This window comes from Pedobacter sp. L105 (assembly GCF_009765875.1).
In the GTDB taxonomy this organism is placed as follows: Bacteria; Bacteroidota; Bacteroidia; order Sphingobacteriales; family Sphingobacteriaceae; genus Pedobacter.
The window spans coordinates 1-22,868 of the sequence record NZ_LMUP01000002.1; the positions used below are offsets into that span (position 1 = coordinate 1).

The following is a 22,868-nucleotide window of genomic DNA, read 5'->3' on the forward strand; positions in this document are numbered from 1 at the left end:
TATACAATATGATGCGATTTTTCCGGCCTTAACAGCCAGTGTGATTGCCGATATCACGGTATCTGCCTGGGGTATTCATCATACAGCTTACCATATTGACGTTGTTGCCCCATCTGCTTATTTTCTATCAGCCTGGCTGCCAATAGACCTGCTGCTCATCGCAAAAATAATCCTTGCTTCTGTTGCTTTTGGCCTGGCGAGTTATCTTTTTGCAGGGATGATGCATCAGATTAAAGCTTTTCTGAATAAAGTGATCAGCATAAAATGGCTGATCCCCGTAGCCGGTGGGTTGATCATCATTGGGTTAACTTACTTGAATGGCAAACAGGATTACCTGAGCCTGGGCGTGGAGCCTCAATATCCCGGGGCGATTACTATTCCTTCTGCCTTTCATGCCGGAGGGGCAGATACCTGGAGCTGGTTATGGAAAACAATTTACACCACCACTACACTAGCCACCGGTTTTAAAGGTGGAGAAGTTACCCCCTTGTTCTATATTGGCGCTACCCTTGGCAATACACTGGCTACATTTTTAAATGCTCCGGTCAGCCTTTTTGCCGCGTTGGGATTCATTGCAGTTTTTGCAGGTGCAACCAATACCCCGCTGGCCTGTACTATCATGGGCATAGAACTTTTTGGCGGACAGTATGCCCTGTTTTTTGCGATCGCCTGTTTTACTGCCTACTTTTTTAGCGGACGATCAGGGATCTATACTTCGCAAACTACAGCTATTGCAAAGTTGCCTGAATTGATAAATGAGCCACCTGTGCTGTAATATTTATCACCTTATTAAGGTAAGTATTATGGCTCTACCGCGATAATGGCAGTGGATTGATGCCGAACAGGGAAATTACAGGAATTGGCAATGAAACACATTTCATTAGCCTGATGATGTAACTGATCGGCCATTTCCACCATATTTTCATTAGCTACAGTGACAACAGGATGTAATATCACTTCTACAAACCTTCCGCTGCCATTTTCGTTTTCTTCCATGGTACCCTTTGCCTGATCGGTATATCCTGTTACAATTACTCCATTTACGGAACATATATGTAAATACCAGAGCATATGGCAGGAAGATAAAGAAGACAGAAATAGCTCCTCGGGATTGTACCTCGCAGCATCTCCTAAAAATGAAGGATCTGCAGATGCAGGAATATCAACCTGCTTATCTAAAGCAGAAATTACATGGTTGCGGTTATAAGACCTATAATCGGCAGTTCCTTTCCCCAGATTACCTGTCCATTTTGTTGTTATGGCGTAATGGTGATGTTTCATATTAAATTCTAAAGTTAAGGGAGATATATGGGTACCAGCCTTCCTGAGAGTGGCCCGCAAGGATTTGAAAGATCGTTAAACTTGCCGGGGCAAAGTAAATACCCCCACCGGTTCCCTGATGCCATTTATTGGAATCCTCTCCTTTTACCCATACCCTGCCTGTGTCATAAAATCCGCTGATCCCCAATTGTCCGGGCAGGATATAACTGGCTACATCCAATAGTTTTACCCGGGCCTGAAAATTATTAAAGGCCATATCCTGACCAGCGAAGCGGTTTTGCAGGTAGCCCAGTAAATTGCCCTGTCCGCCTAAGAACATAGATTGGTAGAAAGCCGGGTTACCAATGCTTACCCCTCCTCCTACGCGATCAGACAAAACGATGGTACCGCTGGAATTGAGCCTTTGATAATAAGTAAATTCTGGTTTGATCTGCGCGTAAGATTTTGAATTGCTATTGAGTCCGGTATATCCTTGTAAAGTAACAGCCAGATAATATCCTTTATAGGGCAGGATATTATTGTTTCTATGGTTACTTACATAGTTTACCAGCAGTCCCACATGTGCTTTATCTTTATTTACCGTTGCGCTGTCGTACGAATTGATGAGCGACCGCTGGTTGATAAAACGCCCTGTATTATCGTCCTCGTTCAGGTGATAGAACTGAATTGACGGCCCCGCACTCAGTGTACTCCATTTATCTGTGTGCCAGCGCAGCGCAGGGTCAAACTGATAGGTATCAAACCTGGCCCGGTAATATTTACGGTAATTGCCATCTTTTACCAATGGCGTTTCATTACCGCGTCCAAAAAAGTTCATGGTATTATCGGGTGCCTGTATATAAGACTGAATGGTAAAATCGGCCTTGCCTACCGCATGTATCCATTCTCCGTCATATTTGATCCTAAAGGCATCTGTATTAAAGGAATGGGTGATCATTACCTGCTGTGAAGTACTGTAAGGCAGGTTTCTGAATCCGTCTTTACCAATATATTTAAAACCTACGCCAAGCAAAAACCCGTCATCCCTATTGATGGCCCCGGTAGCCAGCGGCATCCATACATTATAGGGATTGGAAGCTACGAAATGGGTATTTGATGTATCATTTGATAAGTGCTGATGCAGCCTGTTTAACTTCCCGGTGAAGGTAACACTATCCACACGTGCATAAACATTGACTTTCCTGTCCGCCTGTTTCACCTCTATAGTTTTACTTCCCTCAGCGGCGATCAATCTTAATTTTACAGGAGAGCTGCTATTGATAGTCACCTGGTCATCACCCCCGGATACATATAACCTGATCTCTTTAGTAATGGATGGCTGATAAGTCATGTCCATTAAAAGATCTTTTTCTCCTCCGGATTTGCCTATTTTATGGATTTGCACCCGCATTCCTTTGTCGGCGCCATCAGTAACGCTTACCTCTTCGTTTTTATCACTGGTACGGATATCTACAATACGGTTGATAAACCGGTAATAGTTGTCCATCGCTGCAGGAATATGGTCTCTTCTTTCTCTGAGCTCCCGGAACAGCTCATCATGACGCACCGCATAAATTTCTTTTGGCATACGCTGCAGTCCTGCTTCCAGCACCTGATCTGTTTCTGATTTAACAAATTCATTCACAACCTGCATATAATCCTGATAGCTGAGCTGTGCATCAGGATAACCTTTAAGGAACTTTGTTTTAAACAGGCTATATTTTACATGCGGAATGGTTCCTCCGAAATCACCCAGCAATGGGTCAACCCATGGTAGTGCCGCAATGTTGGGAAACAAGCCCTGATTAACGTGAAATACCTGATCACGGTCGCGCGGAACAGCTTCATATTCCTTGCCTTTACCTTTTTTCTCATCCAGCCAGCGCCACTGATCTTCATGACGGTCCCAGTCGCCTATTAATAAATCCAGCAGCCGGGCCCTTAAAAACTGTTTTCCGTTAAAGCGGTTATCGTTATCTTCTTTTAATTTGGCAATCATTTCAGGAGAGTTATCCGATTTCCCCCCGGGTTCACGCTCTTCAAGCAATACCACCAGGCCAGAAAATATTTTAGTGTATTCTCCCAGTGTTCCATCATCCTTAATGACCCCTATAATAGGATTGGCATGATGAACGTCTGCAGCTTCGGCCAGCGGCGGTACAACCAATGCAGAGAAAGGATGCTGACCGCTCATGGCATCGTTGACCCAATCGAGCGCAAAGGTGCCTCTCAGATTTTCGGGTAATAGTTTATCAGGGGTTTTCTCCACACTGCGGATTACCCATTCTTTTCCACTTTTATCTTTTAGCCTTAAGGATTTGGACTGCATCCCCCCACCTTCTTTGATCGGCGTTAATCCTCCATAAACCGTGGAGATCCTGATTAAAGGGAGTTTTACAGAAGTCCCCCATTCTTTACGGTAGTTTTTTCCAAAAAACCATTCATGCACATGGCTTACCCGATCATAAGAAGGGTGAACTTTTACAATTACACTATCCGGAAAATCCCTGTTTTTTGAGGGCTGCCCATTTGCAGGACTTTGTGCCTTCGCATATATTGTAGTACAAGTTATGAGCAGTAATAAATAAAATTTATTAAGCATATGCATATAGATTGAGTGTCATTTAAAAGAAATCCGCCTCTAAAATACAGAATGATTACTTAAGAATTAATAGTAGTCAATTATAATAGTTCAAAATAATTAAAGAGATCATGATAAATTTACGATATTGGATAGGTATTAATTCTACTATAAAATATTTCAATTACCAGCTTAAGGATAGTTATAATAGCTTACCGATACGCATGATCAATCACCATATACCCATGAAGAAACTTGTTTTTTTATTCCTCTGCGCGCTGTTTTTTATTTCCTGCCAGGCTCAAACCCATACGATAAAGATCAGTAATGGTTATATCAGGGGGATCAGGGAAGATGAATCTTTGGTTTTTAAAGGTATTCCTTACGCACAGCCTCCTGTTGGAACAATGAGGTTCAAACCACCGCAGCCGATGAAAAACTGGAAAGATACTTTATCCTGTGAAAACTTTACAGGTATAGCTGCCCAGGGCGGCAATAAAGGATTATCGGGTGGAGAAGACTGTCTCAGTCTAAACGTTTACACACCTGTTGCATCAGCCAAAGCAAAACTGCCTGTAGTGGTATGGGTTCATGGCGGATCAATGACTGCAGGTGCGGGCAAAGGAATGAACGGACATGCTTTTGCAGACCGGGACAGTATAGTTACCATAACAATTAATTACCGGCTTGGAGTTTTTGGCTTTTTGTACCTGGACGATATCAATCCTGCTTACCGCAACTCGGGCAACAATGGTTTACTGGATTGTCTGATGGCTTTAAAGTGGATCAGAGAAAATATCAGTTCCCTTGGCGGAGATCCATCCAAAGTAACTGTTATGGGAGAATCTGCGGGTGCAAAATTAGTCAGCGCCCTGCTGGTTTCGCCTCAGGCCAGGGGATATTTTCACCAGATGGTTTTAGAAAGCGGCAGTGTACAATGTATCAGAGATCAATTTACTGCGAAAGCGATCAGACAGCGCCTGATGGATACCCTTAAAGTTACGCGTCCCGAAGAGTTACTGAATTTGTCTACCGAAAAACTAATTGACGCACAGAATAAGGTTTGCGGAGGTGCAAAAGGAACCAATTATTTCGGCCCTGTAGAAGATGGATATACCATCCCTGAAGATCCATATGACTACCTGGAACACCATCCCAATACCAGCGTAAAATTTCTTATCGGAACCAATAGCGCAGAAAGTAAAATGTTTATGGGATTTGACAAAAGGCTTTACCTTCCTGATCGAAAAGTACTGGAAGATTGGTTTGGCAATAATTACAACTTTGTCTTATCAGCAGAGCAAAAAAAAGGAGGAAACCTAAACATGACTGCCAACACTCATATACTTACAGAATATATGTATCAGATGCATTCTTATCGCCTTTCTAACGCCCTGGCTAAAAATGGCAATGTGATATGGATGTACCGCTTTGATTACAGTAAAGATAATACAGGCGCGAGCCATGCACAGGAGTTACAGTATGTATGGTCCACTCCTTCGGCTCATCTGTCCGATCAGCCCGATGCGCAGTTAGGCCCGCAAATGCACCAGGCATGGGTAAATTTTATAAAAACTGGAAAACCAGGAAAGGTGAATCAACAAAACTGGCCGCTTTACCAAAGTAACGCCAAGGCTATTTTTGTCTTCGACAGGGTTTCGCATCCTGAAACTTTAAAAGGTATTTTTAATGACAAGGAATATCCTTCAGCTGGTTTTGTATTGAATTAAATTAAACGCACCTATTTACATAAAGAAACAATAAAGAAATAAATATGAAATTTATTTTTGTTTATAAATATTAATAGCTAATTTTGAATATATTATTAACTATAGAAATATGGAAGATCAAAATTCAGCGATCAGGTTGTATCAGATCATTAAGTTACACACTGATGAACAGACAGCCATGAGATCTTTAGATGCAATACGAGGAACAATTAAAGGAGAAGCGGATAATCATATCAGCGTTAAAACTAGAGATGTAAAAATTGAATTAGAAGACAAAATCAATTTGGTTAAAATGGAACTGATCGATAGGATAAATGCATTAGAAATTAAATTAACAGAAAAAATAAACGCTGTTGAGTTTAGATTAACAGAAAAAATAAACACCGTTGAGGCTAGACTAACAGAAAAAATCGATGCTTATAAAGTTCAAACAATTATGTGGATCGTTAGCATGAATGTTATACAGCTGGTTGCTCGATATTTTTTTAAATAAGTTATTACAGGTTGCGATACGACTAATCTTAAAACACTTAATAGATATGGAAACAAAATATCCTCTTACACACCATGTATTTTTCTGGCTCAAGAATCCAGATTCAACAGCAGACCGCGACCAGCTGGTTGCCGGTGTAAAAACATTAGCCAAAATTGAAACTGTCCGTGAATTACACGTAGGCATAACAGCCAGTACTGAAAAAAGAGATGTTGTAGATAACAGCTGGGCTGTTTCAGAACTGATGTTTTTTAGTGACCTGGCAGGACAGGAAACCTATCAAACACACCCCCTACACCTGGAATTTATTAAAAACTGCAGTCATTTATGGGAAAAAGTACTGGTCTATGATGCTATAGAAGCATGATGTTGAAGAGGCTGTATGAATTTAAAGGCACCTTAAAAAAGTCATGCAGCCTCCATAATTTAAGATAGAGGTAATGTGAACCAAAAAGTACTTCCTTTTCCTATTTCACTATCTACTCCAATTTCTCCTTCGTTTTTCTTAATGATCTCTGCACAGATATATAATCCCAAACCTAATCCGGAATACTGCAGGCCGTTGGTGTTATCCACTCTAAAATAACGGTCGAACAGGTGTGGTAGTTTTTCAGCTGCAATGCCTGGCCCTCTATCAGTGACAGATACTTTAGCCATACCATTTGCCTTTTCTATAAACACATGGATTTCCTTTTCTTCAGGCGCATATTTAATGGCATTATTTACAAAGTTGATCATCACCTGATCAATACGTGATCCGTCTGCATACACTTCCAGCTCTAAATCCCCTCCTGTAATGATAGAATACACGCCTCCCATACGTACATGATGACAGCAATCATCAATTAATTTCGAAAGGGTAAGTTTTGTTTTATTTAACTGAAGAAAGCCCTGATTAAAGCGGCTTGCACTGAGCAGGTCTTCAATTAACACACTTACTTTCTCTAAACTTCTGCTCGAAACATCAATCAGCGAATGCAACTTTTCAGGAGTGATATTATTCTTCATCCGTGTAATCAATTGCAGTGATGCCTTTAAACTGGTAATTGGCGTTTTTAACTCATGACTTGCGATGCTGATAAAATCATCTTTTTGCTTTAGTAATTCTATCGTCGCTTCATCATGTAACTTTTGCACCGTAATATCAAGAGAGGTTCCTACAAAACGATATGCCACACCTATGATATTAAAATAGGCTTTGCCTTTAAATTTTATCCATTTCAGTTTTTTATCAGGTGTTTCCAGCGTGCGAAATTCCTTTTCATACTCTCCATTGTTTGTACCTTCAAGCGCCTGCCGCAAAGATTCATCGATATGATCCCTGTCATCAGCATGGATCATTTGAATGAATTGACTATATTCAATTTCATCAGCAGACATCAGGCCAAACATGGCTTTACTCCTATGGTCAAGAATTAATTCTCCGCTTAACGGATTATAATCCCAGGTACCTAAGCCTGCGGCATCTACTGCAAGTTTTAATCGCTCTTTGCTCTCTTTAAACAAAAGTTCAACCTCTGCCAATCCCTCTTCTACCTTCCGTTTATCTGTTACGTCTTCTATAGCCAGCAAAATCAGTTGCTCCCCATAAACATTATCCAGCTGCCTGGTATTAACCACCATTACCCTGCGTCCGATAGAAGGAAAAACATGGGTAAGTTCATAATCTGCAAACACCTTTTTTTCCGGCAGGATACTTTCTAAAAGGGTTCGGAGCGCAGGGTTATCCCATTGCTTATTACCGAGTTCGTAAAAATATCTGCCTTCGGTTTCTTTTTTAGTGACTTTAAATTTGGTGTAAAAACCACCGGTTGCCCGTTTTACTTTCAGGTCTCTGTCCAGTATAATTAATGGATCACGTATCGTATTGATAATTCCTTCAGTATAAGTCCTTGCATTATTCAACTGCTCATTACGGTCCAGCAATTCACTGTTAACAATATTTATTTCTTCATTGGTGCTTTGTAATTCTTCTTTGGAAGTTTCCAGCTCCTCGTTTAAGCTTTGCAGTTCTTCACTTCCGGAAAGTAATTCCTCATTGGCACTTTGTAACTCTTCATTGACAGCCTCCTGATCTTCAGTAACTGTTCTCATATCTGCACGGCTTTGCAACAACTCCTTTTCCAGCTGTGCAATTCTTACATCCCTCGGATCGGTAATTTGTTTTTTACTTTTTCCTGATAAAACCAGTTTCTCTTCCCTTACAGATCCTTTTTCAAAAAGAATCAGAAAATGAAGTTCTTCGGCACTGGTTAGGGGCATAACTTCCATATTCACGTATTGCTGCTGACTTTTAGCATTAAACAATACATTTTCTTTCCTCGCTACTGTATTTGTTTTTTTCGCCAGCAGTAACAAATTACGCAACTCAAAGGCTAAACCCTCACGGGCCATTTTTAATAGATTCAGTGAAGCTTTTCCTGGTGATAATGCCAGCCAGTTATCGGTTATTCCACGGAACTGGATAATATCGAAATGTTCATCTACCAGTACACCCGCAGGGGCATATTCAGCAAGAATGATATCATCGGCAATTTTTAAGATATCCTGTTTTCCTCCGTCTTTCTGCAGTTTCTGATCAATATCCTTAAAGTTTTGTTCGTTTCCCTGAGAAGTTACATGCATGAACCTTCTGCGGGCACCGTTAGGCCTGAAGATCCTTTCCATATTGTTGTAAGTAGTAAAAAGGTCTCCATTTTTACCAATACTTTCAGATTTGCCGAGCATTAGAAAACCCTGTTCATTCAATGAATAATGAAAGGTAGTTAATATTCTTTTTTGCAAAACAGGCTCCAGATAGATCATTACATTTCTGCAACTGATCAAATCTACTTTTGAAAAGGGAGGATCTTTTAACAGGTTGTGATGCGCAAAAACACATAAGTCGCGGGTAGCTTTATTAACCTGGTAATTATCATCCAGCTTGGTGAAAAATTGCTGCTGACGTGCAGCTGAAAGCCCTTCCATATCAGCAGGTTTATAAATACCTGTTCTTGCCTTGGCAATGGCCGTTTCAGAAATATCAGTAGCAAAAATCTGGATCTTCATGGTAGCTGCCTTTGCTCCCAGATATTCCTGTAAACAAATGGCGATAGAATAGGCTTCTTCACCAGTGGCGCAACCTGCAACCCAAATTCTCAACGATTCATTCGGACTTTTTTGATGAATGATATTGGGCATGATCACATTGCACAGCAGGTCAAAACTTGCCGGGTCACGAAAAAAGCTGGTTACCGAGATCAGCATATCATTGTATAAAGCATCCTGTTCATCTTTATTTTCGCGAACAAAAGCCAGATACTGGAGAGGAACCGATATGTTATTGAGGGCCATGCGGCGCACAATTCGTCTTTTTAAAGTACTTGGTTTATAATAGGTGAAGTCAACTCCCCTGCGAACACGCAATACGGTAAGCAGCTGGCTGAAGGTCTCTTCATCCTGTTCAGGAACTGTTTCTGTAATTTCAGTTTTAGAATAATCTGAATGGAAAGGATGGTTAATGGTCAATAAATGTTCAGCAATCTTTGCTGGCGGAAATACAAAATCTACCAGTCCGGTACTGATTGCGCTATTTGGCATCCCCTTAAACGCCGCCGAGTCGCCATCTTGTGCAAAGGTTATCCCTCCATATGCCTTAATGACTTCCAGACCTAATGTTCCGTCGGTTAAGGCACCAGATAGGATCACGCCTACGGCATAACTTTGGTGAACAACAGCTAATGAAGAGAAAAATAAATCAATGATCTTCACCTTATGGTGTTTATCATCCAGTGGTTCCAGCTTCAATATGCCATCTGTAGCTGTAAGTATCTTATTCACCGGAATAATGTAAAAATGATCTGTCTCCAGATGGATATTATCTGTGATCAGCACCACAGGAATCTTGGAAATCTTTCTTAATATCTCGGGCAGAGAACTTTCATGATGGGGGCTTAAATGCTGCACAAACACATAGGCCATTCCAGATTTTTCTGGTATTACTTCTAAGAATTGTCTCACCGCCTCTAATCCGCCAGCTGATGCCCCAATTCCTACAACTGGAAATTGATTTGGCGATACCGAGTCCTCAGGAGACCCATTTAATTTGTTCATTAAATGTGTTTAAGATAAAAGCAAAAGGGACACCAAAATCAACTGAGAGTGTACGAAAGAAAAAAAATCAGTCCCCGTTTATAAAGATAACCTTAATTAAGCAGGAACTGAAATGAAAATTCTTTTACACAAATTTAAGCCAGGAGCTATTATCGAGGTATTCATCTACTACCTTCACTGCATTATCAAATTTAAATGATGAAATCAATGCAGCCACTTCCTGTTTAACCAGGACAATACAATTATCTACTAAATCTTTTCTAAATCCTTTTACTTCCAGTTCCAACACATAACCTACACAAATAACCCTTCCTATGATCTTGCCCAGATCAACCAATTTACGTTGCGAAAGCGTATTGTCAATCGTAAAGCTCAGATCATTTTTAAAATGCAGGCATGATTCTGCGGTTAGCTTAAGTTCTCTCAGAAAATCAAATAAATGATTTTTCTTCTCTTTTTTCATAGAACGGGTAATCATTTCAGCCATTTGGGCATAGAGCATTTCATTGGAACCTTCAAAAATCTGGAAAGGCCTGCTGTCCATGATCCCACGTCCGCCGATATGACTTGTTCTGTAGCCGTTAGCACCTGAAAGCTGTACAAGCAGCTGTGCAGATTCCTGCATCAGATCGGTAACCACTGCTTTCATGGTATTGGCTTCCAAACCTTCCAAAGCCAGGTTAAATTCAATTCCACTGATAGAACTGCTTTTTGCGCACATCGCAGAGCATATGGTAAAGGCCGACTGAATCCTGGAGATCTGGAATTGTACCGAATCCATGGCCAGTAAATTACCCACGCCAACCATCCTGTTTTTACAATGCTGAATGGCTTCGTCCATCATTCTTTTGATAAAGCCCATTCCCATACCCGGAAACTGCATCCTGCTTCGGTGCAAAATATCCAGCATCATTTTGATACCGGTAGTTTCAGGCTGTAATTTAAAATTTGCAGGCACCTGTATGTCAAGCTGGTTTAATCCATAAGGAATCATATATAATCCAGCGTTATCATAATATTCATCTACAATTACCTTCTGACCTTTACGGGTAGTATCACAGATGAAGAAATCGATGTCCCTTCCCAGCTCGCCATTACCAATTGCTTTTCTGGAAGCAATCAGCCAGTAGTCGGCTAAGCCTGTTAATCCCTGCCAATGTTTAGTTCCTTTAATGCGGTATCCATCGCCAGATTCTTCATTCTGGGTTTTCATGCTCAGCGCATCACTTCCATAGTCAGGTTCGGTAATCATCAATCCGCCCATGTTCTGCTCTTCCAGAAAGCGGTCAAAAATTTCCTTTTTAACCCCTTCTTCGGCATATTTGGAGATAGGTTCTAAAAATAAGGCGATATTAATTCCGAAAGTTAGTGAAAGCGAAAGTGATTCATAAGAAGCTGCCGCCAGAAGTCCAAGACATTCTTTGACCTTACTTCCGCGACCCCCGAAATTCTCAGGAATAGCTACAGAAAGCGGTTTTTTTGATAAAATTTCATGCATTACCGAAGGTGGCAGCCCTCGTTCCAAACTAAGTTTGTTAATGTCTTCTTTTTCGTGAAATAGATTTTTTAATGTTTGCTCAAAGTCTTTTATAAATTCTGAAAACTTGATGTCGGTCAATGTCATATAAATGTTATTAGATATCATGGAGAACGAAAACCAAAGTTACTGCTGCTATGAGGATCAATACATGATACCGATCATCTTTTAGGAAAAATTCCTATGAATTATGCATCGATATTGCGTATTTGAGTCCTGATTAGTCTCAGTTTCTCTTAATTTACGTAAGGTACTACAAAAAAACTAAGATCTTATTTATAATCATACTAAATAGCATAATTTAAGTCATTTTTGTAATACTTACTCAAAACAGACAGCAAATGTTAACTTCGCCAAAAAAAAGTCATGCTGGAAATTGTTTATCAAGATGAACATTTAATTGCGATCAACAAACCTCATGGTTTACTGGTACACCGATCTGTAATTGCAAATGACGCAAAGGAATTTGCACTACAGCTCCTGCGCGATCAGGTGAACAGACGCGTAAGCCCTGTACACCGACTGGATAGAAAAACAGGTGGACTGTTACTCTTTGCTTTTGAAAAGGACGTGGAGATAGCAATGCACAAACAATTTCAGGAAGGACTGGTAAAGAAAAAATATAAAGCAATTGTGCGCGGTTATTCTCCGGATAGTTTAGATATCGATTATGCTTTAACGAATGATAATGGTGTTATTCAGGAAGCTTTTACTTCTTTTATCACTTTAAAAAAGGCAGAGGTGGAAGTTCCTTTTGGCAAACATCCCACTTCAAGATATTCGCTGGTAGAAGCCAGCCCCACTACCGGACGTATGCACCAGTTAAGAAAACATTTTGCGCATATATTTCATCCCATAATTGGCGATAGAAAACATGGCTGCAATAAACAGAACAGGTTTTTTAAAGAAGAATGGGAGATGACCACCATGTTATTACATGCTTCTGAACTGTTGTTTACACATCCGGTTACCAATGAGCAAATTCACCTCACAGCACCGCTGCAGGATGAATTTAACCGGATAATGAAGCTGATGAATTGGCTTTAGACCGATATCAGTTTGATACATCATTATTATTAATTCCATTTTTATTCTTTCTGATCTTTTCTTTAAGGCTGCCAAAATTGTAGTTTAAACTTAGCCTGTAACTGTTATAATAACTCTGAACAGAACTTCTTTGATAAAAATCATTTCCCGTAGTATATGTTTTACTGTACCAGTATTTTACAAACGGATTATTCACCAATGCGGCTACAGACAAGCGATGCTGGATAAGTTCTTTACTGAACCCAATAGACGAGCCTACCCTTCCATTAGTGCTTCCCTGAAAACCAGTGGGATTATGACTTTGTACATCGAGCCCTGCATTCAGTCTCCAACCTTTATCAAATTCATATCCCGTTGACAAATTTATCGTATAATTGAGTAACTCCTTTTTCACGAATACACCTTCGGCCTCTCCCTCCAGCCAGAAATAGATCATACTGCCGTTGAAACTTACATTCCAGCGTTTAGTGAGCTGACGGCTGATATTGATAAAATTACTTAACCCGGTTATTTTCCCTGTATTTTCATAAGTAGTACGGGTAATCTGGGTTAAAGGATTAAATGTAGCTACTGCGAGGGCCGAATTATTCAGAAAAGCGTAATCCAGACCGATAGTGACGGCTGTTTTTCCTGAAAATGTATAAGCACTTTGCAGGTCGTTGACCAGTTCAGGCTGTAAATTGGGGTTACCTGTAGTTTCAAAATTTGGATTTAAGCGGTTTACAAAAGGATTTAACCGATTGATACCGGGACGTTTTATCCGCTGTGAAAAACCAAAGCTCCAGCTATCTCCATTGGTGAAATTTTTATTCAAACTCAGGTTAGGAACCACCCTCAGGTAGTTCCGTTTCACTTTTGAAACCGTAGAGAGATAGTCTGCCTCTACCAGGGTCTCTTCAGCTCGTATCCCCGCCTGGAAACTCCAGCTTTTTAAATTTAAAATATATGAATTATAGGCACTTAGAACCTGTTGGGTATAATTATAAGAGTCCGAATTTATTGGCTGCAATTCAAATTCGTTATTGCTCCCATTTAGTGAAAGATATTGAAAATCACTTTTTTGAGCACGGAATATTCCTTTGATACCACTTTCAATGGTCAGATTTTTTAAAGGATATAGAAAATCTACCTGTAAAGTGTGTTCAGGGGAATGTTCATCATTATCCTGACGGTAGTCTGGTGTTAAAAAATTGACAGGATTAATCACATTGACATTAGCCGACAAATTGTTGTTGTTCTCACTGTAAAGGTAGGAGAAAGTAAGCAGCCTATTTTTATCGGCTTTAAAACCCAACTGGTAATTGAGGGAAGCGTCAACTCCACTCCTGCTGCCAACAGTTTGGTTATTCAATTGATAACTCTGCAATTGGTCCTGCGTACCTTCTAACTTAAAGTACTGACTACCAAAACCTTTGTTATGATTACCATACCAATTTAGCTGGGAAGAAACCAGGTGAAGAGAGTCTATTTCATAACTCAGTTCAGCACCGAAATAGCCGTTTCTGGAATTACTTTTAGTATTTCCCTCCTGTGTTAAACTGCCAGATGATACACCTGTGCTGGTCCTGTTAGCTGAGTTTGAAGTTTCAGGAGCATGGTTATATCCAGCCCCGCCAAAAGCTGACAAACCAAATTTGCCTTGTTTCATAGAGAAGGAACCTCCAACTCCAGGTCCTGCTGCAGGAAATTGTCCATTTACATTCAATGTACCACTATAACCATTGTTTTCTTTTTTGTTGGTAATGATATTGATGATTCCCGCTAAACCTTCAGCATCATATTTTGAAGGTGGTACAGTGATCACTTCAATGCGCTGAATAGTGGAGGCAGGCATTGTTCTCAACAGATCCGTCAGATTAGATTGCGCTACGCCTGATGGCTTTCCATTAATGAGCACCTTATAACTGGAATTGCCTTTAAGGAGGATGTTTCCACTGGGATCTACAGCGATATAAGGAATCTTGTGCATCATGCCCAGCACACTATTACCTTTACTCTCCGGATCTGCCTGTAAGTCATAGATAATCCTGTCAGATTTCTGTTTGATGATGGTCTTTCTTCCTGTGACAGCCACCTCTTTCAATCTGCGGGTAGAATCTTGTTTAACGATAGAATCTTGTTTAGCTTGTGCTTGGGTAAGGGAATTAACACCAAAAATAATAAGGATCAATGCAATGATAAAGTGAATAGTTTTACCTGTTTTTTTCATATGAACGTATTTGATTTTTAATATTTATGATGCTTGGATCCGCTAATTGATGCCTTTTTGTAAGCTGCAAACTGCTTTATATTCCATGTGAATGAGCGTTTATTTTAGAAAATGACCATAACAATTCCTGCCGGCAAGAAAAAGGCTTCCCGGAATTTATTGACGTAAATAATTAATTAGGCTTTTACTGAAGAACTATGCTGCTTATTTTTTTGCCGATGAGCTAATTGACGTCTCTTTTAATCTCATCTTTCAATTTTATGGTTGATAATGGTATGACGCCGTAATTTGATGATAGGTTACATCCCAAAATGAAATATAATAGCTTTGGCCGCAGAAAAGAGTATAGAAAACACAGCAAAAATTTTAGCCCGCGCACGGTTTACGCAGGCTTAAAGAGGGAATAATTTGTTTTATTAACTATAGTATGCAATATTTTAATCTTTTGAATAAATGAATTTGCCATTTTCATCTAATACATTGGGGGTAAATATCGCCGCACAGATCGCAGAGGGATTAAAATCTTTATTATTTAATAAAACCTTATACTCTTCGAGTATATAAAAATAGTCAAGAAAAACGCCTACCAGACATACACAACCATCTGGTACTTTAAATTGAAATTTATGTGCATTTAAAATTCCCTGGTTTATATCAACTAATACACTTTGAGATTTAACAGCTTTAGGCTTGGGATTGTTCAATCTTAATAACGCAACATATACATTCAATTTACAAAACTTGCTTTCAGGTATGAATTTCAGCTTTGCAGGAATTTTTAATTCAGGCAGTGATACGACTAAGTTATTGCCGGTTAAATTTACTGACGGTTTTACCCGTAAAAAATCAATCAGTTTCGAATTTGTATTAAATTCAAAATTAGACAGTCCATCAAAACTATTTTCAGTAAACTCAAATTTTGTTTCCTCACCATCACGCGAGTCATATAAAATCTTACTTATTTCTGAGTTCATACGGTTGTGCATTGTTCCATCCTGAAATTTGTGAAGACGCTCACTAAACTGTGTTTTAATATCACTTGACAGCTGAATGGCTAAACTGTAGACCGTAGAACATTTTTTAGTTTTTTCCGTTTGCTTTACTTTTCCGGACTTGATAGCCATAGTTTGCCGGCCATCTTTAAAATTTTTCATCACTACGGGACCCACTGCACCGGAGACGTGTTTTTTAGTTACTCTTGCCATGTTTTTTTAATTAAATATAAAACTCATTTTTTATAAATAAGAAATAAAATATCAATTATTGTGATTTTTTCCGACAATTTCCGGTAATTTCCGAAGATTTCCGACATTTTAATTTCACCATTAGCACATCCTGCAGAGAAGCTACAATACGTTGTCACCGTTTCAAGTTAAAGATAAATGCAGTCTGCAAAATTCAGGTAGCTGCGCTTATCCAGCGCTTAACAACAGCTGATAATACGGCTTCGATAACAATAAGCGCATTATTAGCGCATAAATAGCGCAGTATAAGCTCAGTATTGACACTTTGCAAATTATCTGTGAACCCGATTATGCGGGCGCATACCACAATGTGCTTTCATGTTTTACGTTTAAAGTATTGATAATAAATTATAAAAATTAAAGTCCTTAATTCACGAATTGAGGATTTCATATTTATCGTAATGCTTTATTTTTTTTGTCCTAAAATCCCGTAATAAATCGTTAAACTTGTAAAGCTTTAGTGGTGTCCTTTTACGGACTGAGATCATACACTTTGCACCTGATCCGGTTAGTACCGGCGTAGGAAAAAGCAAAATGGGTATAATACCGTCTTCTGTTCTAAGGAACATCCTTTCGCTGCAAATTTTATTGATATGAAACAGCAACTCTGGAATTATATTACAAATTTAAGAAAGGCCTCTCCCCTTGTACACAGCATCACTAATTATGTAGTGATGAACACGACGGCTAATGCTCTACTGGCGGCCGGAGCATCCCCGATTATGGCACATGCCCATCTGGAGATGGAAGATATGGTTAAGATTTCGGGTGCACTGGTCATTAACGTTGGTACACTCGACGAATATTGGGTAGAGAGTATGCGTATCGCTATTCAATGCGCCAATACCCTATCAAAACCCTGGATCCTTGATCCTGTAGGTGCAGGAGCTACCGCTTACCGAAATGAAATATTAAAGGAACTGATTAGTTATCGCCCTTCGGTTATCCGGGGTAATGCCTCAGAAATTATGGCACTGGCACAAATGAACAGCCAGACCAAAGGAGTTGACAGTACCCATAAAACTGAAGAAGCTATTACCGCCGCCATTCAGCTGAACCAAACTACCGGTGCTGTAATCTGTATTTCTGGAGCTACCGACAGTATTATCAGCCATGGAAAGCTGGTGAAATTGAAAAATGGCGATCCGCTAATGGCAAGGGTAACAGGAATGGGTTGTACCGCCACAGCACTGATCGCTGCCTTTTGTGCTGCTACTCCTGAAAATCTATTTGACGCAACAGTTACAGCGATGGCCTTAATGGGTGTGACAGGGGAACAGGCTGCAACTTTATCCAATGGCCCGGGAAGTCTCCAAATGAATTTTCTGGATGTTCTGGCTACGCTGAAGGAAGATGATTTTATTCGTTTATTAAATATAGAAGAAGGACATGTCGTCGTTTAAATATAAACTGTACCTCGTTACTAATCAGCAGGCTTGCCGGCAACGGGATTTCTTTGACGTAGTTGAGGCCGCTGTAAAAGGCGGTGTAGACCTGGTTCAGATCCGTGAAAAAGAACTGGATGAAAAACAATTCCTCTATAAGACATTAAAATTGAAAGCATTGCTGGATAAATACAATGTGCCGTTAATTGTAAACGATTCTTTAACTATTGCCATGCAAAGCCATGCAGCAGGTATCCATGTTGGCAATTCAGACCTGTCGCCAGCTGCTGTCAAAACAAAGTGGCCGGATGCAGGAATACTCGGCTATTCCCTTGAACATCTCGATCAGCTGAAAACAAATAACGCTGCCATTTCAGATTATATCGCCTTAAGTCCGGTATTTTCCTCCACTACCAAAACAGATACCCTTATAGAATGGGGATTGGAAGGCGTGCGATTAGTTCGCTCCTTAACAGATAAACCTTTGGTAGCCATAGGTAATATTCACGCTGGCAATGCATCGGCACTTGTTACTGCCGGAGCAAATTGCCTGGCGGTAATTTCTGCCATTTGTTCATCTGATGATCCGGAAAAAGCAGCGGCATTAATTAGAAATGAAATTGAAAAAGCAATCCCTAATTCATGAAACAATATAGATATCCAGCAGTATTAACGATAGCCGGATCTGACAGCGGAGGCGGTGCCGGTATACAGGCCGACCTCAAGACCTTTTCGGCCTTAGGATGTTACGGCACTTCGGCAATTACCGCAGTTACCGTTCAAAATACATTGGGCGTAACCGGTATCCATAGCATTCCTTCCGGGATTGTAGAGGGGCAAATTAAGGCCGTAATGGATGATATAGTTCCATTGGCCATTAAAATTGGCATGGTACACAGCTCTGAACTGGCTATGACCATTAGCGACACCTTAAAAGCCTACACAAACACACCTATTGTTTTCGATCCGGTAATGGTAGCTACCAGTGGAGACAAATTAATCAAAGATGATACAGTGTCTGTTTTGAAACAAGTTTTGTTCCCGATGACGATGCTGATCACGCCAAATTTAGATGAAGCAGAGATTTTAGTACAGCAAAAAATTAACAATGTCGAAGAAATGCGTACTGCGGCTAAATCTCTTTTACAGACCGGTTGTTTTGCAGTTCTTTTAAAAGGCGGACATCTTAAAAGCAAGAAATTATACGACGTTTATATAGACCAGAAAGGAGAGGAAAAGATCTTCGAATCTACTTATATAAAAAGCGAAAATGTGCATGGAACAGGCTGTACGCTATCATCAGCCATTGCAGCTTACCTTTCTCTGGGCTGCACTTTAATTGACGCAATAACCAAAGCAAGGGAATATATCCATAACGCAATTTTTTATGGACAACACGTAAAAACAGGTCACGGTCATGGCCCTTTAAATCATTTTTTTAATCCTCAAAAATTACAGTTATATGAAATGGAGTGAAAATGCCTGGAACAACATAGAAGAAATCTATAACAGTATTACTGAGATGCCCTTCAATCAGGAATTATTAACAGGACAGTTATTAATAGACCGCTTTAAATTTTATATGCAGCAGGATGGAGTTTACCTGGGCGAGTTTAGCAGGGCTTTATCGCTGATAGCCGCAAGGTGTTTTAACAATCCTTACACGCTGGATTTTATCCGCTTTGCGGAAGGCGCAGTAGTGGTAGAACGGTCATTACATGAAGGTTATTTTAAGCAGTTTGAAGTAAGCGGCATTACAGAAGCTTCGCCAACCTGCCAGAATTACACCCAGTTTTTATTGACTAAAGCAATTCTTGACCAGGTTGAAGTAGCCATAGCAGCTATACTACCCTGCTTCTGGATCTACAAAAGAGTGGGCGACTATATTTATGAACACCAGAACAGCGAGAATAATCCCTATCAGGAATGGATCAACACCTATGCAGGGGAAGATTTCGGGCTGCTGGTAGAAAAGGCCATTGCCATTTGTGATGATGTTGCATCGCAATGTTCAGCGGTACAACAACAACAGATGACTAAAGCTTTCATCATGGCTTCCAAATTAGAATGGATGTTTTGGGATAGTGCCTATAAAATGGAACAATGGCCAATTTAGTACAGCCGTTTATTGATCTTTGGTAAACATATAGGCACTGCCGCCCTGTTCCAACACAAATTCAAAATTGGCAGGTTTAAAATTAAAAACTAAGCCTGTCCTTAAAAAACCAAACTTATCGTCGCCCAGTGGTTTAAGTATAAATGATGGCTGCCCGGTAACCTGGGCCAGTAAAGTTCCTCCGTCTCTGGTAACCACAATCTTTATAGGTAAATTAAGGCAGGAGTAATTACCAATATATTTATCCAGCTGACCTGCAGTGAGTACAGGCGTATGAAAGACAGGGATATCATAGGGGATATTGTAATAAATATTTAAAACACCTGTCATTAGGTTACTTATAGGATAATCTACACCATTGGCGCAATAGGCATAAGCCATTTTTTGTTCTGGAAAGTAACCTACAACAGAAGAAAAACCGTCAATATCACCATTGTGTCCATAGGCTTTTTTATTACCAAAAGGCAACTGGAACATGCCCATACCAAAACCATTTCTAAATGTTCTCATTAAGCTCAGGTCGACCTCACTGATCAGTTTACCATTAAAAAGGGCATTGATAAACTTTACCAGGTCGTCTGGAGTAGAAACAATTCCTCCTGCCCCAGCTACAATACTGATATCCGTTTCCGGTACGGTTTGCCAGGTGTTCTTAAACTGGTAAGAATAAGCCTCACCTTTTAAGGGATTAATTTTAGCCCCGTAATAAGTATCCGTAAGTCCTATTTTATTGACTATCTGTTGTTTTAAGACCTGTGCATAAGTCATATTAGTCAGTTTTTCCACGATATAACCCAGCAGCACATAATTGGTATTACTATAATCTGCTTTACTATCAGGTTCGAAATCTGGCGCATCGTCCTTAAACATGGCAATCATTTCTGCCTCTGTATGCGGCTTAACCATATCCGACTGGTAAATTGAATCCCTTACAAAATTATGCAGTCCACTCCGGTGATTAAGCATTTGGCTGATGGTAATTTTATCAGCATTTGGTAGTTCAGGATAATATACAGACAACTTGGTATCCAGTTGCAGTTTATGCTCATCCATTAACTGAAAGATCATTACAGCGGTAAACATTTTACTGATAGAGCCAATACGATAACGTGTTTTATTTGTAGCTAAAGGATGATGATCTCCATTAACAGCACTGAAGCCGGTAGATTTTTGATAAACTATAGCTCCATTTTGTGAAATAGCTAAACTGCCCATTCCCTGGTTGTCGGCCGCAACAGCGGTCAGTAAGCTATCTATTCTTGATTTATTTACGGATTGCGCGTGGGTGAAACAAACACAACTGATGAACAGCAAAGAGGTTAAAATGGATTTTTTCATGATTAAGCATTGTATACCTGGCGGAGAAAGACCAAATATCGATCAATTGGCCAAATATGTATGTTAAACGGCGAATCTACCGATATATTTTTGATCCCTGAACCTTTTAACTTAGATTAACAATCATCAGTTTTTTTCCAGGTAATCTTAACCGCTGATAAATGCGGAAGTTCCAGACGTACATCTTCTATTACCCGGAAACCATTCTTCAGGTAAAAATTTAATGGGGAACGGTAAATTTCAGCGTTGGACCGGAGGTAATGGTTATGGTCAACCACCCAGCCATTCAACGATGTTTCTTTGTCTTTAAGCTGATCTAAAAGTAAACTGCCAAATCCTTTCAGATGAATAGTACCATCCAGAATAATCGCAAACCAGACAGCGGTATCACGGGTAAATTTAAAAGCCCAGCCTACTATTTCATGGGCATCATCTAACAACAGGAAATGATTTACATTAGCCAGGGTAAATAGATAGTGTTCAAACTCGGCCATCGTTTTGCATTGGAGCTGCTCCGGATATTCCAAATTCCAAAGTTTGAGAACAGCTATTTTTTGATAACTGCTCAATATATCCGTAGGTATAATTTCCATAAAGGGCTGGCCGTATACTGTGCTAAGATAATAATTTTAAAACTTTAGCAATAATTACCTGTTAACCACAAAAAAAGCATTATGGAAAACGGTAAAAAACATGAAGAAGCGGAATCATCTGTCAGCGGATCAACCGATAAAATGAAAAGACAGGAGCATGAAGGAACACAAGATAACCAATATGCAGACGGCCAGGGAGAAGATGAAAATGGCCCAAAACCATCAGCGGACGAACAGGATAAGTAAACAATTGTTATTCCCCATAAAATATTGATTACGGGGAATAACAATTATGAAATTATTGAATCGGGGCAGTACCAGACATTTCGCTTTTAGCCGTAGTATCCTTAAAGATATCATTTAATACCCCAGCCAACCGTATACCTGCCTGCTGGATTCTTAGTTCTACAATTGGCATATGTTTTTTGTAATAGTTTTCGTCTATCTCGTGGCCATTAGTTTCATCTGCTTCTTTATACAGTGTACTGCTGATCTGGTAACTTTCCCACATCCATTTGATCAATGGATCACGCTGCCATTGTTTAATTTTTCCATCCGGAATATGATCGTATTTAGCTGCCAGGTCTTCATAATTTAAACCCTGGTGTTCTACCAATTTGGTATCCCAAAGACTGTGTAAATTGGTTTCTTTACCTTCATAATTTACTTTAATGGTGTTACCCCCCTGATCTTCTGCCCTGCTAATATGCATTGGCTGATGAAGATCTCCTACAAAGTGGATTATAAATTTAAGTGCATCTATCTTTTTATCTCTTGTAGAGCTAGAGTCTGACAGTATCTGTTCCTGTTTTAACATCGCGCTGTACACATTGTCTTCTGTCATGTGCTCTACCTTATCTTTAAATTCCGTATAGGTTAAGCCCAGTGGAAGATTGATATAATGCCATGGCGTAGTGTATTTAAATTCCGGCTTCATCCTTAACTGGTCTGCCCATGTACTTACATCCGCCATATTTTCATTACCCAGCAAATCTTTAACAGCAGCTTGTGCATTTGAACTCAGATGGTTTTCGGCAATTTTACCGATTGCATGGTGACCCGTTACTCCCCAGGATATAAGAATAAGGGAGAATATAACAAAGGCTGATAATAGTAAATTTTGTTTCATTTGATATTTTATAATTGTACAAATTTCGATGATCTAAAGTTAAGCGAATATGAAGAATTTGATCATCATAAATTATCTCTGATATATAAAATTAGTCAAAATTACTATTAATAA

Annotated in this window: 19 protein-coding genes and 1 riboswitch; of the genes, 10 read left to right on the forward strand and 9 right to left on the reverse strand. The window is 39.7% G+C overall.

Translation table 11 applies throughout. From position 1 onward, the window contains the following. Nucleotides 1-775: chloride channel protein (locus tag GSQ84_RS01230; RefSeq protein WP_174238622.1), on the forward strand; the 775-nt coding region annotated here is incomplete at its 5' end. A 26-nt stretch (nucleotides 776-801) separates the two neighbouring features. Here GSQ84_RS01230 and GSQ84_RS01235 read toward each other — a convergent pair. Both GSQ84_RS01235 and GSQ84_RS01240 read right to left on the reverse strand, forming a co-directional pair. Beyond that, nucleotides 802-1,281: an OsmC family protein gene (locus GSQ84_RS01235; RefSeq protein WP_158795436.1), complete on the reverse strand. Its 480-nt coding sequence runs from the start codon at nucleotides 1,279-1,281 to the stop codon at nucleotides 802-804. 1 nt (nucleotide 1,282) lies between these two features. Then, complete coding sequence (locus tag GSQ84_RS01240) at nucleotides 1,283-3,862, reverse strand: BamA/TamA family outer membrane protein (RefSeq protein ID WP_158795437.1); 2,580 nt, start codon at nucleotides 3,860-3,862, stop codon at nucleotides 1,283-1,285. Nucleotides 3,863-4,086: 224 nt separating this feature from the next. Between GSQ84_RS01240 and GSQ84_RS01245 the strand changes: the two genes are divergently transcribed. The 3 genes from GSQ84_RS01245 to GSQ84_RS01255 all read left to right on the forward strand — a co-directional run bounded on the left by GSQ84_RS01245 (nucleotide 4,087) and on the right by GSQ84_RS01255 (nucleotide 6,431). Continuing rightward, on the forward strand, nucleotides 4,087-5,571 hold the full coding sequence (locus GSQ84_RS01245; RefSeq protein ID WP_158795438.1) for a carboxylesterase/lipase family protein: 1,485 nt from the start codon (nucleotides 4,087-4,089) through the stop codon (nucleotides 5,569-5,571). 109 nt (nucleotides 5,572-5,680) lie between these two features. After that, the gene (locus GSQ84_RS01250; RefSeq protein ID WP_158795439.1) at nucleotides 5,681-6,064 is read left to right on the forward strand and encodes a hypothetical protein; all 384 of its coding nucleotides are present in this window, start codon (nucleotides 5,681-5,683) and stop codon (nucleotides 6,062-6,064) included. Between the two features lie 46 nt (nucleotides 6,065-6,110). Next, a complete protein-coding gene (locus tag GSQ84_RS01255) occupies nucleotides 6,111-6,431 on the forward strand; it encodes a Dabb family protein (protein WP_158795440.1) in 321 nt (106 codons plus the stop codon). A gap of 59 nt (nucleotides 6,432-6,490) precedes the next feature. Here the strand turns inward: GSQ84_RS01255 and GSQ84_RS01260 are convergent, their stop codons facing one another. Both GSQ84_RS01260 and GSQ84_RS01265 read right to left on the reverse strand, forming a co-directional pair. Next, nucleotides 6,491-10,156 carry a CheR family methyltransferase gene (locus tag GSQ84_RS01260; RefSeq protein WP_158795441.1) on the reverse strand — a complete coding sequence of 1,222 codons (3,666 nt, stop codon included), beginning with the start codon at nucleotides 10,154-10,156 and terminating at the stop codon, nucleotides 6,491-6,493. Between the two features lie 124 nt (nucleotides 10,157-10,280). Then, the gene (locus GSQ84_RS01265; RefSeq protein ID WP_158795442.1) at nucleotides 10,281-11,780 is read right to left on the reverse strand and encodes an acyl-CoA dehydrogenase family protein; all 1,500 of its coding nucleotides are present in this window, start codon (nucleotides 11,778-11,780) and stop codon (nucleotides 10,281-10,283) included. A 279-nt stretch (nucleotides 11,781-12,059) separates the two neighbouring features. Here GSQ84_RS01265 and GSQ84_RS01270 point away from each other — a divergent pair, with 279 nt between their 5' ends. Further along, nucleotides 12,060-12,740 carry a pseudouridine synthase gene (locus GSQ84_RS01270; RefSeq protein WP_158795443.1) on the forward strand — a complete coding sequence of 227 codons (681 nt, stop codon included), beginning with the start codon at nucleotides 12,060-12,062 and terminating at the stop codon, nucleotides 12,738-12,740. A 7-nt stretch (nucleotides 12,741-12,747) separates the two neighbouring features. Here GSQ84_RS01270 and GSQ84_RS01275 read toward each other — a convergent pair whose 3' ends face one another. Then, nucleotides 12,748-14,949 carry an outer membrane beta-barrel protein gene (locus tag GSQ84_RS01275; protein ID WP_158795444.1) on the reverse strand — a complete coding sequence of 734 codons (2,202 nt, stop codon included), beginning with the start codon at nucleotides 14,947-14,949 and terminating at the stop codon, nucleotides 12,748-12,750. Between the two features lie 437 nt (nucleotides 14,950-15,386). Continuing rightward, on the reverse strand, nucleotides 15,387-16,073 hold the full coding sequence (locus tag GSQ84_RS01280; protein WP_158795445.1) for a hypothetical protein: 687 nt from the start codon (nucleotides 16,071-16,073) through the stop codon (nucleotides 15,387-15,389). A gap of 569 nt (nucleotides 16,074-16,642) precedes the next feature. Next, a riboswitch (TPP riboswitch) is annotated at nucleotides 16,643-16,736 on the forward strand. A 50-nt stretch (nucleotides 16,737-16,786) separates the two neighbouring features. Here GSQ84_RS01280 and thiM point away from each other — a divergent pair. From thiM to GSQ84_RS01300, 4 genes are read left to right on the forward strand one after another with little or no spacing between them, the layout of a single operon-like run. Continuing rightward, a complete protein-coding gene (thiM, locus tag GSQ84_RS01285; RefSeq protein ID WP_158795446.1) occupies nucleotides 16,787-17,596 on the forward strand; it encodes a hydroxyethylthiazole kinase in 810 nt (269 codons plus the stop codon). Beyond that, complete coding sequence (gene thiE / locus GSQ84_RS01290; protein ID WP_158795447.1) at nucleotides 17,583-18,224, forward strand: thiamine phosphate synthase; 642 nt, start codon at nucleotides 17,583-17,585, stop codon at nucleotides 18,222-18,224. The genes thiM and thiE overlap by 14 nt, the downstream gene beginning before the upstream one ends. Continuing rightward, nucleotides 18,221-19,054: a bifunctional hydroxymethylpyrimidine kinase/phosphomethylpyrimidine kinase gene (thiD, locus tag GSQ84_RS01295; RefSeq protein ID WP_158795448.1), complete on the forward strand. Its 834-nt coding sequence runs from the start codon at nucleotides 18,221-18,223 to the stop codon at nucleotides 19,052-19,054. The genes thiE and thiD overlap by 4 nt, the downstream gene beginning before the upstream one ends. After that, on the forward strand, nucleotides 19,041-19,694 hold the full coding sequence (locus GSQ84_RS01300) for a TenA family protein (RefSeq protein ID WP_158795449.1): 654 nt from the start codon (nucleotides 19,041-19,043) through the stop codon (nucleotides 19,692-19,694). The genes thiD and GSQ84_RS01300 overlap by 14 nt, the downstream gene beginning before the upstream one ends. A gap of 9 nt (nucleotides 19,695-19,703) precedes the next feature. On the opposite strand, the gene GSQ84_RS01305 is transcribed toward GSQ84_RS01300, so the two are convergent. Next, on the reverse strand, nucleotides 19,704-21,032 hold the full coding sequence (locus GSQ84_RS01305) for a serine hydrolase (protein ID WP_158795450.1): 1,329 nt from the start codon (nucleotides 21,030-21,032) through the stop codon (nucleotides 19,704-19,706). Between the two features lie 116 nt (nucleotides 21,033-21,148). Further along, complete coding sequence (locus tag GSQ84_RS01310; protein WP_158795451.1) at nucleotides 21,149-21,625, reverse strand: N-acetyltransferase; 477 nt, start codon at nucleotides 21,623-21,625, stop codon at nucleotides 21,149-21,151. An 81-nt stretch (nucleotides 21,626-21,706) separates the two neighbouring features. Between GSQ84_RS01310 and GSQ84_RS01315 the strand changes: the two genes are divergently transcribed. Continuing rightward, nucleotides 21,707-21,871 carry a hypothetical protein gene (locus tag GSQ84_RS01315; protein WP_158795452.1) on the forward strand — a complete coding sequence of 55 codons (165 nt, stop codon included), beginning with the start codon at nucleotides 21,707-21,709 and terminating at the stop codon, nucleotides 21,869-21,871. Between the two features lie 52 nt (nucleotides 21,872-21,923). Here GSQ84_RS01315 and GSQ84_RS01320 read toward each other — a convergent pair whose 3' ends face one another. Further along, on the reverse strand, nucleotides 21,924-22,754 hold the full coding sequence (locus GSQ84_RS01320) for a S1/P1 nuclease (RefSeq protein ID WP_158795453.1): 831 nt from the start codon (nucleotides 22,752-22,754) through the stop codon (nucleotides 21,924-21,926). Nucleotides 22,755-22,868: the final 114 nt, after the last annotated feature.

Coding starts and splice junctions, on each gene's coding strand:
- GSQ84_RS01235 (WP_158795436.1), bottom strand. CDS start 1,281: ATGAAACATCACCATTACGCCATAACAACAAAATGGACAGGTAATCTG.
- GSQ84_RS01240 (WP_158795437.1), bottom strand. CDS start 3,862: ATGCTTAATAAATTTTATTTATTACTGCTCATAACTTGTACTACAATA.
- GSQ84_RS01245 (WP_158795438.1), top strand. CDS start 4,087: ATGAAGAAACTTGTTTTTTTATTCCTCTGCGCGCTGTTTTTTATTTCC.
- GSQ84_RS01250 (WP_158795439.1), top strand. CDS start 5,681: ATGGAAGATCAAAATTCAGCGATCAGGTTGTATCAGATCATTAAGTTA.
- GSQ84_RS01255 (WP_158795440.1), top strand. CDS start 6,111: ATGGAAACAAAATATCCTCTTACACACCATGTATTTTTCTGGCTCAAG.
- GSQ84_RS01260 (WP_158795441.1), bottom strand. CDS start 10,156: ATGAACAAATTAAATGGGTCTCCTGAGGACTCGGTATCGCCAAATCAA.
- GSQ84_RS01265 (WP_158795442.1), bottom strand. CDS start 11,780: ATGACATTGACCGACATCAAGTTTTCAGAATTTATAAAAGACTTTGAG.
- GSQ84_RS01270 (WP_158795443.1), top strand. CDS start 12,060: ATGCTGGAAATTGTTTATCAAGATGAACATTTAATTGCGATCAACAAA.
- GSQ84_RS01275 (WP_158795444.1), bottom strand. CDS start 14,949: ATGAAAAAAACAGGTAAAACTATTCACTTTATCATTGCATTGATCCTT.
- GSQ84_RS01280 (WP_158795445.1), bottom strand. CDS start 16,073: ATGGCTATCAAGTCCGGAAAAGTAAAGCAAACGGAAAAAACTAAAAAA.
- thiM (WP_158795446.1), top strand. CDS start 16,787: ATGAAACAGCAACTCTGGAATTATATTACAAATTTAAGAAAGGCCTCT.
- thiE (WP_158795447.1), top strand. CDS start 17,583: ATGTCGTCGTTTAAATATAAACTGTACCTCGTTACTAATCAGCAGGCT.
- thiD (WP_158795448.1), top strand. CDS start 18,221: ATGAAACAATATAGATATCCAGCAGTATTAACGATAGCCGGATCTGAC.
- GSQ84_RS01300 (WP_158795449.1), top strand. CDS start 19,041: ATGAAATGGAGTGAAAATGCCTGGAACAACATAGAAGAAATCTATAAC.
- GSQ84_RS01305 (WP_158795450.1), bottom strand. CDS start 21,032: ATGAAAAAATCCATTTTAACCTCTTTGCTGTTCATCAGTTGTGTTTGT.
- GSQ84_RS01310 (WP_158795451.1), bottom strand. CDS start 21,625: ATGGAAATTATACCTACGGATATATTGAGCAGTTATCAAAAAATAGCT.
- GSQ84_RS01315 (WP_158795452.1), top strand. CDS start 21,707: ATGGAAAACGGTAAAAAACATGAAGAAGCGGAATCATCTGTCAGCGGA.
- GSQ84_RS01320 (WP_158795453.1), bottom strand. CDS start 22,754: ATGAAACAAAATTTACTATTATCAGCCTTTGTTATATTCTCCCTTATT.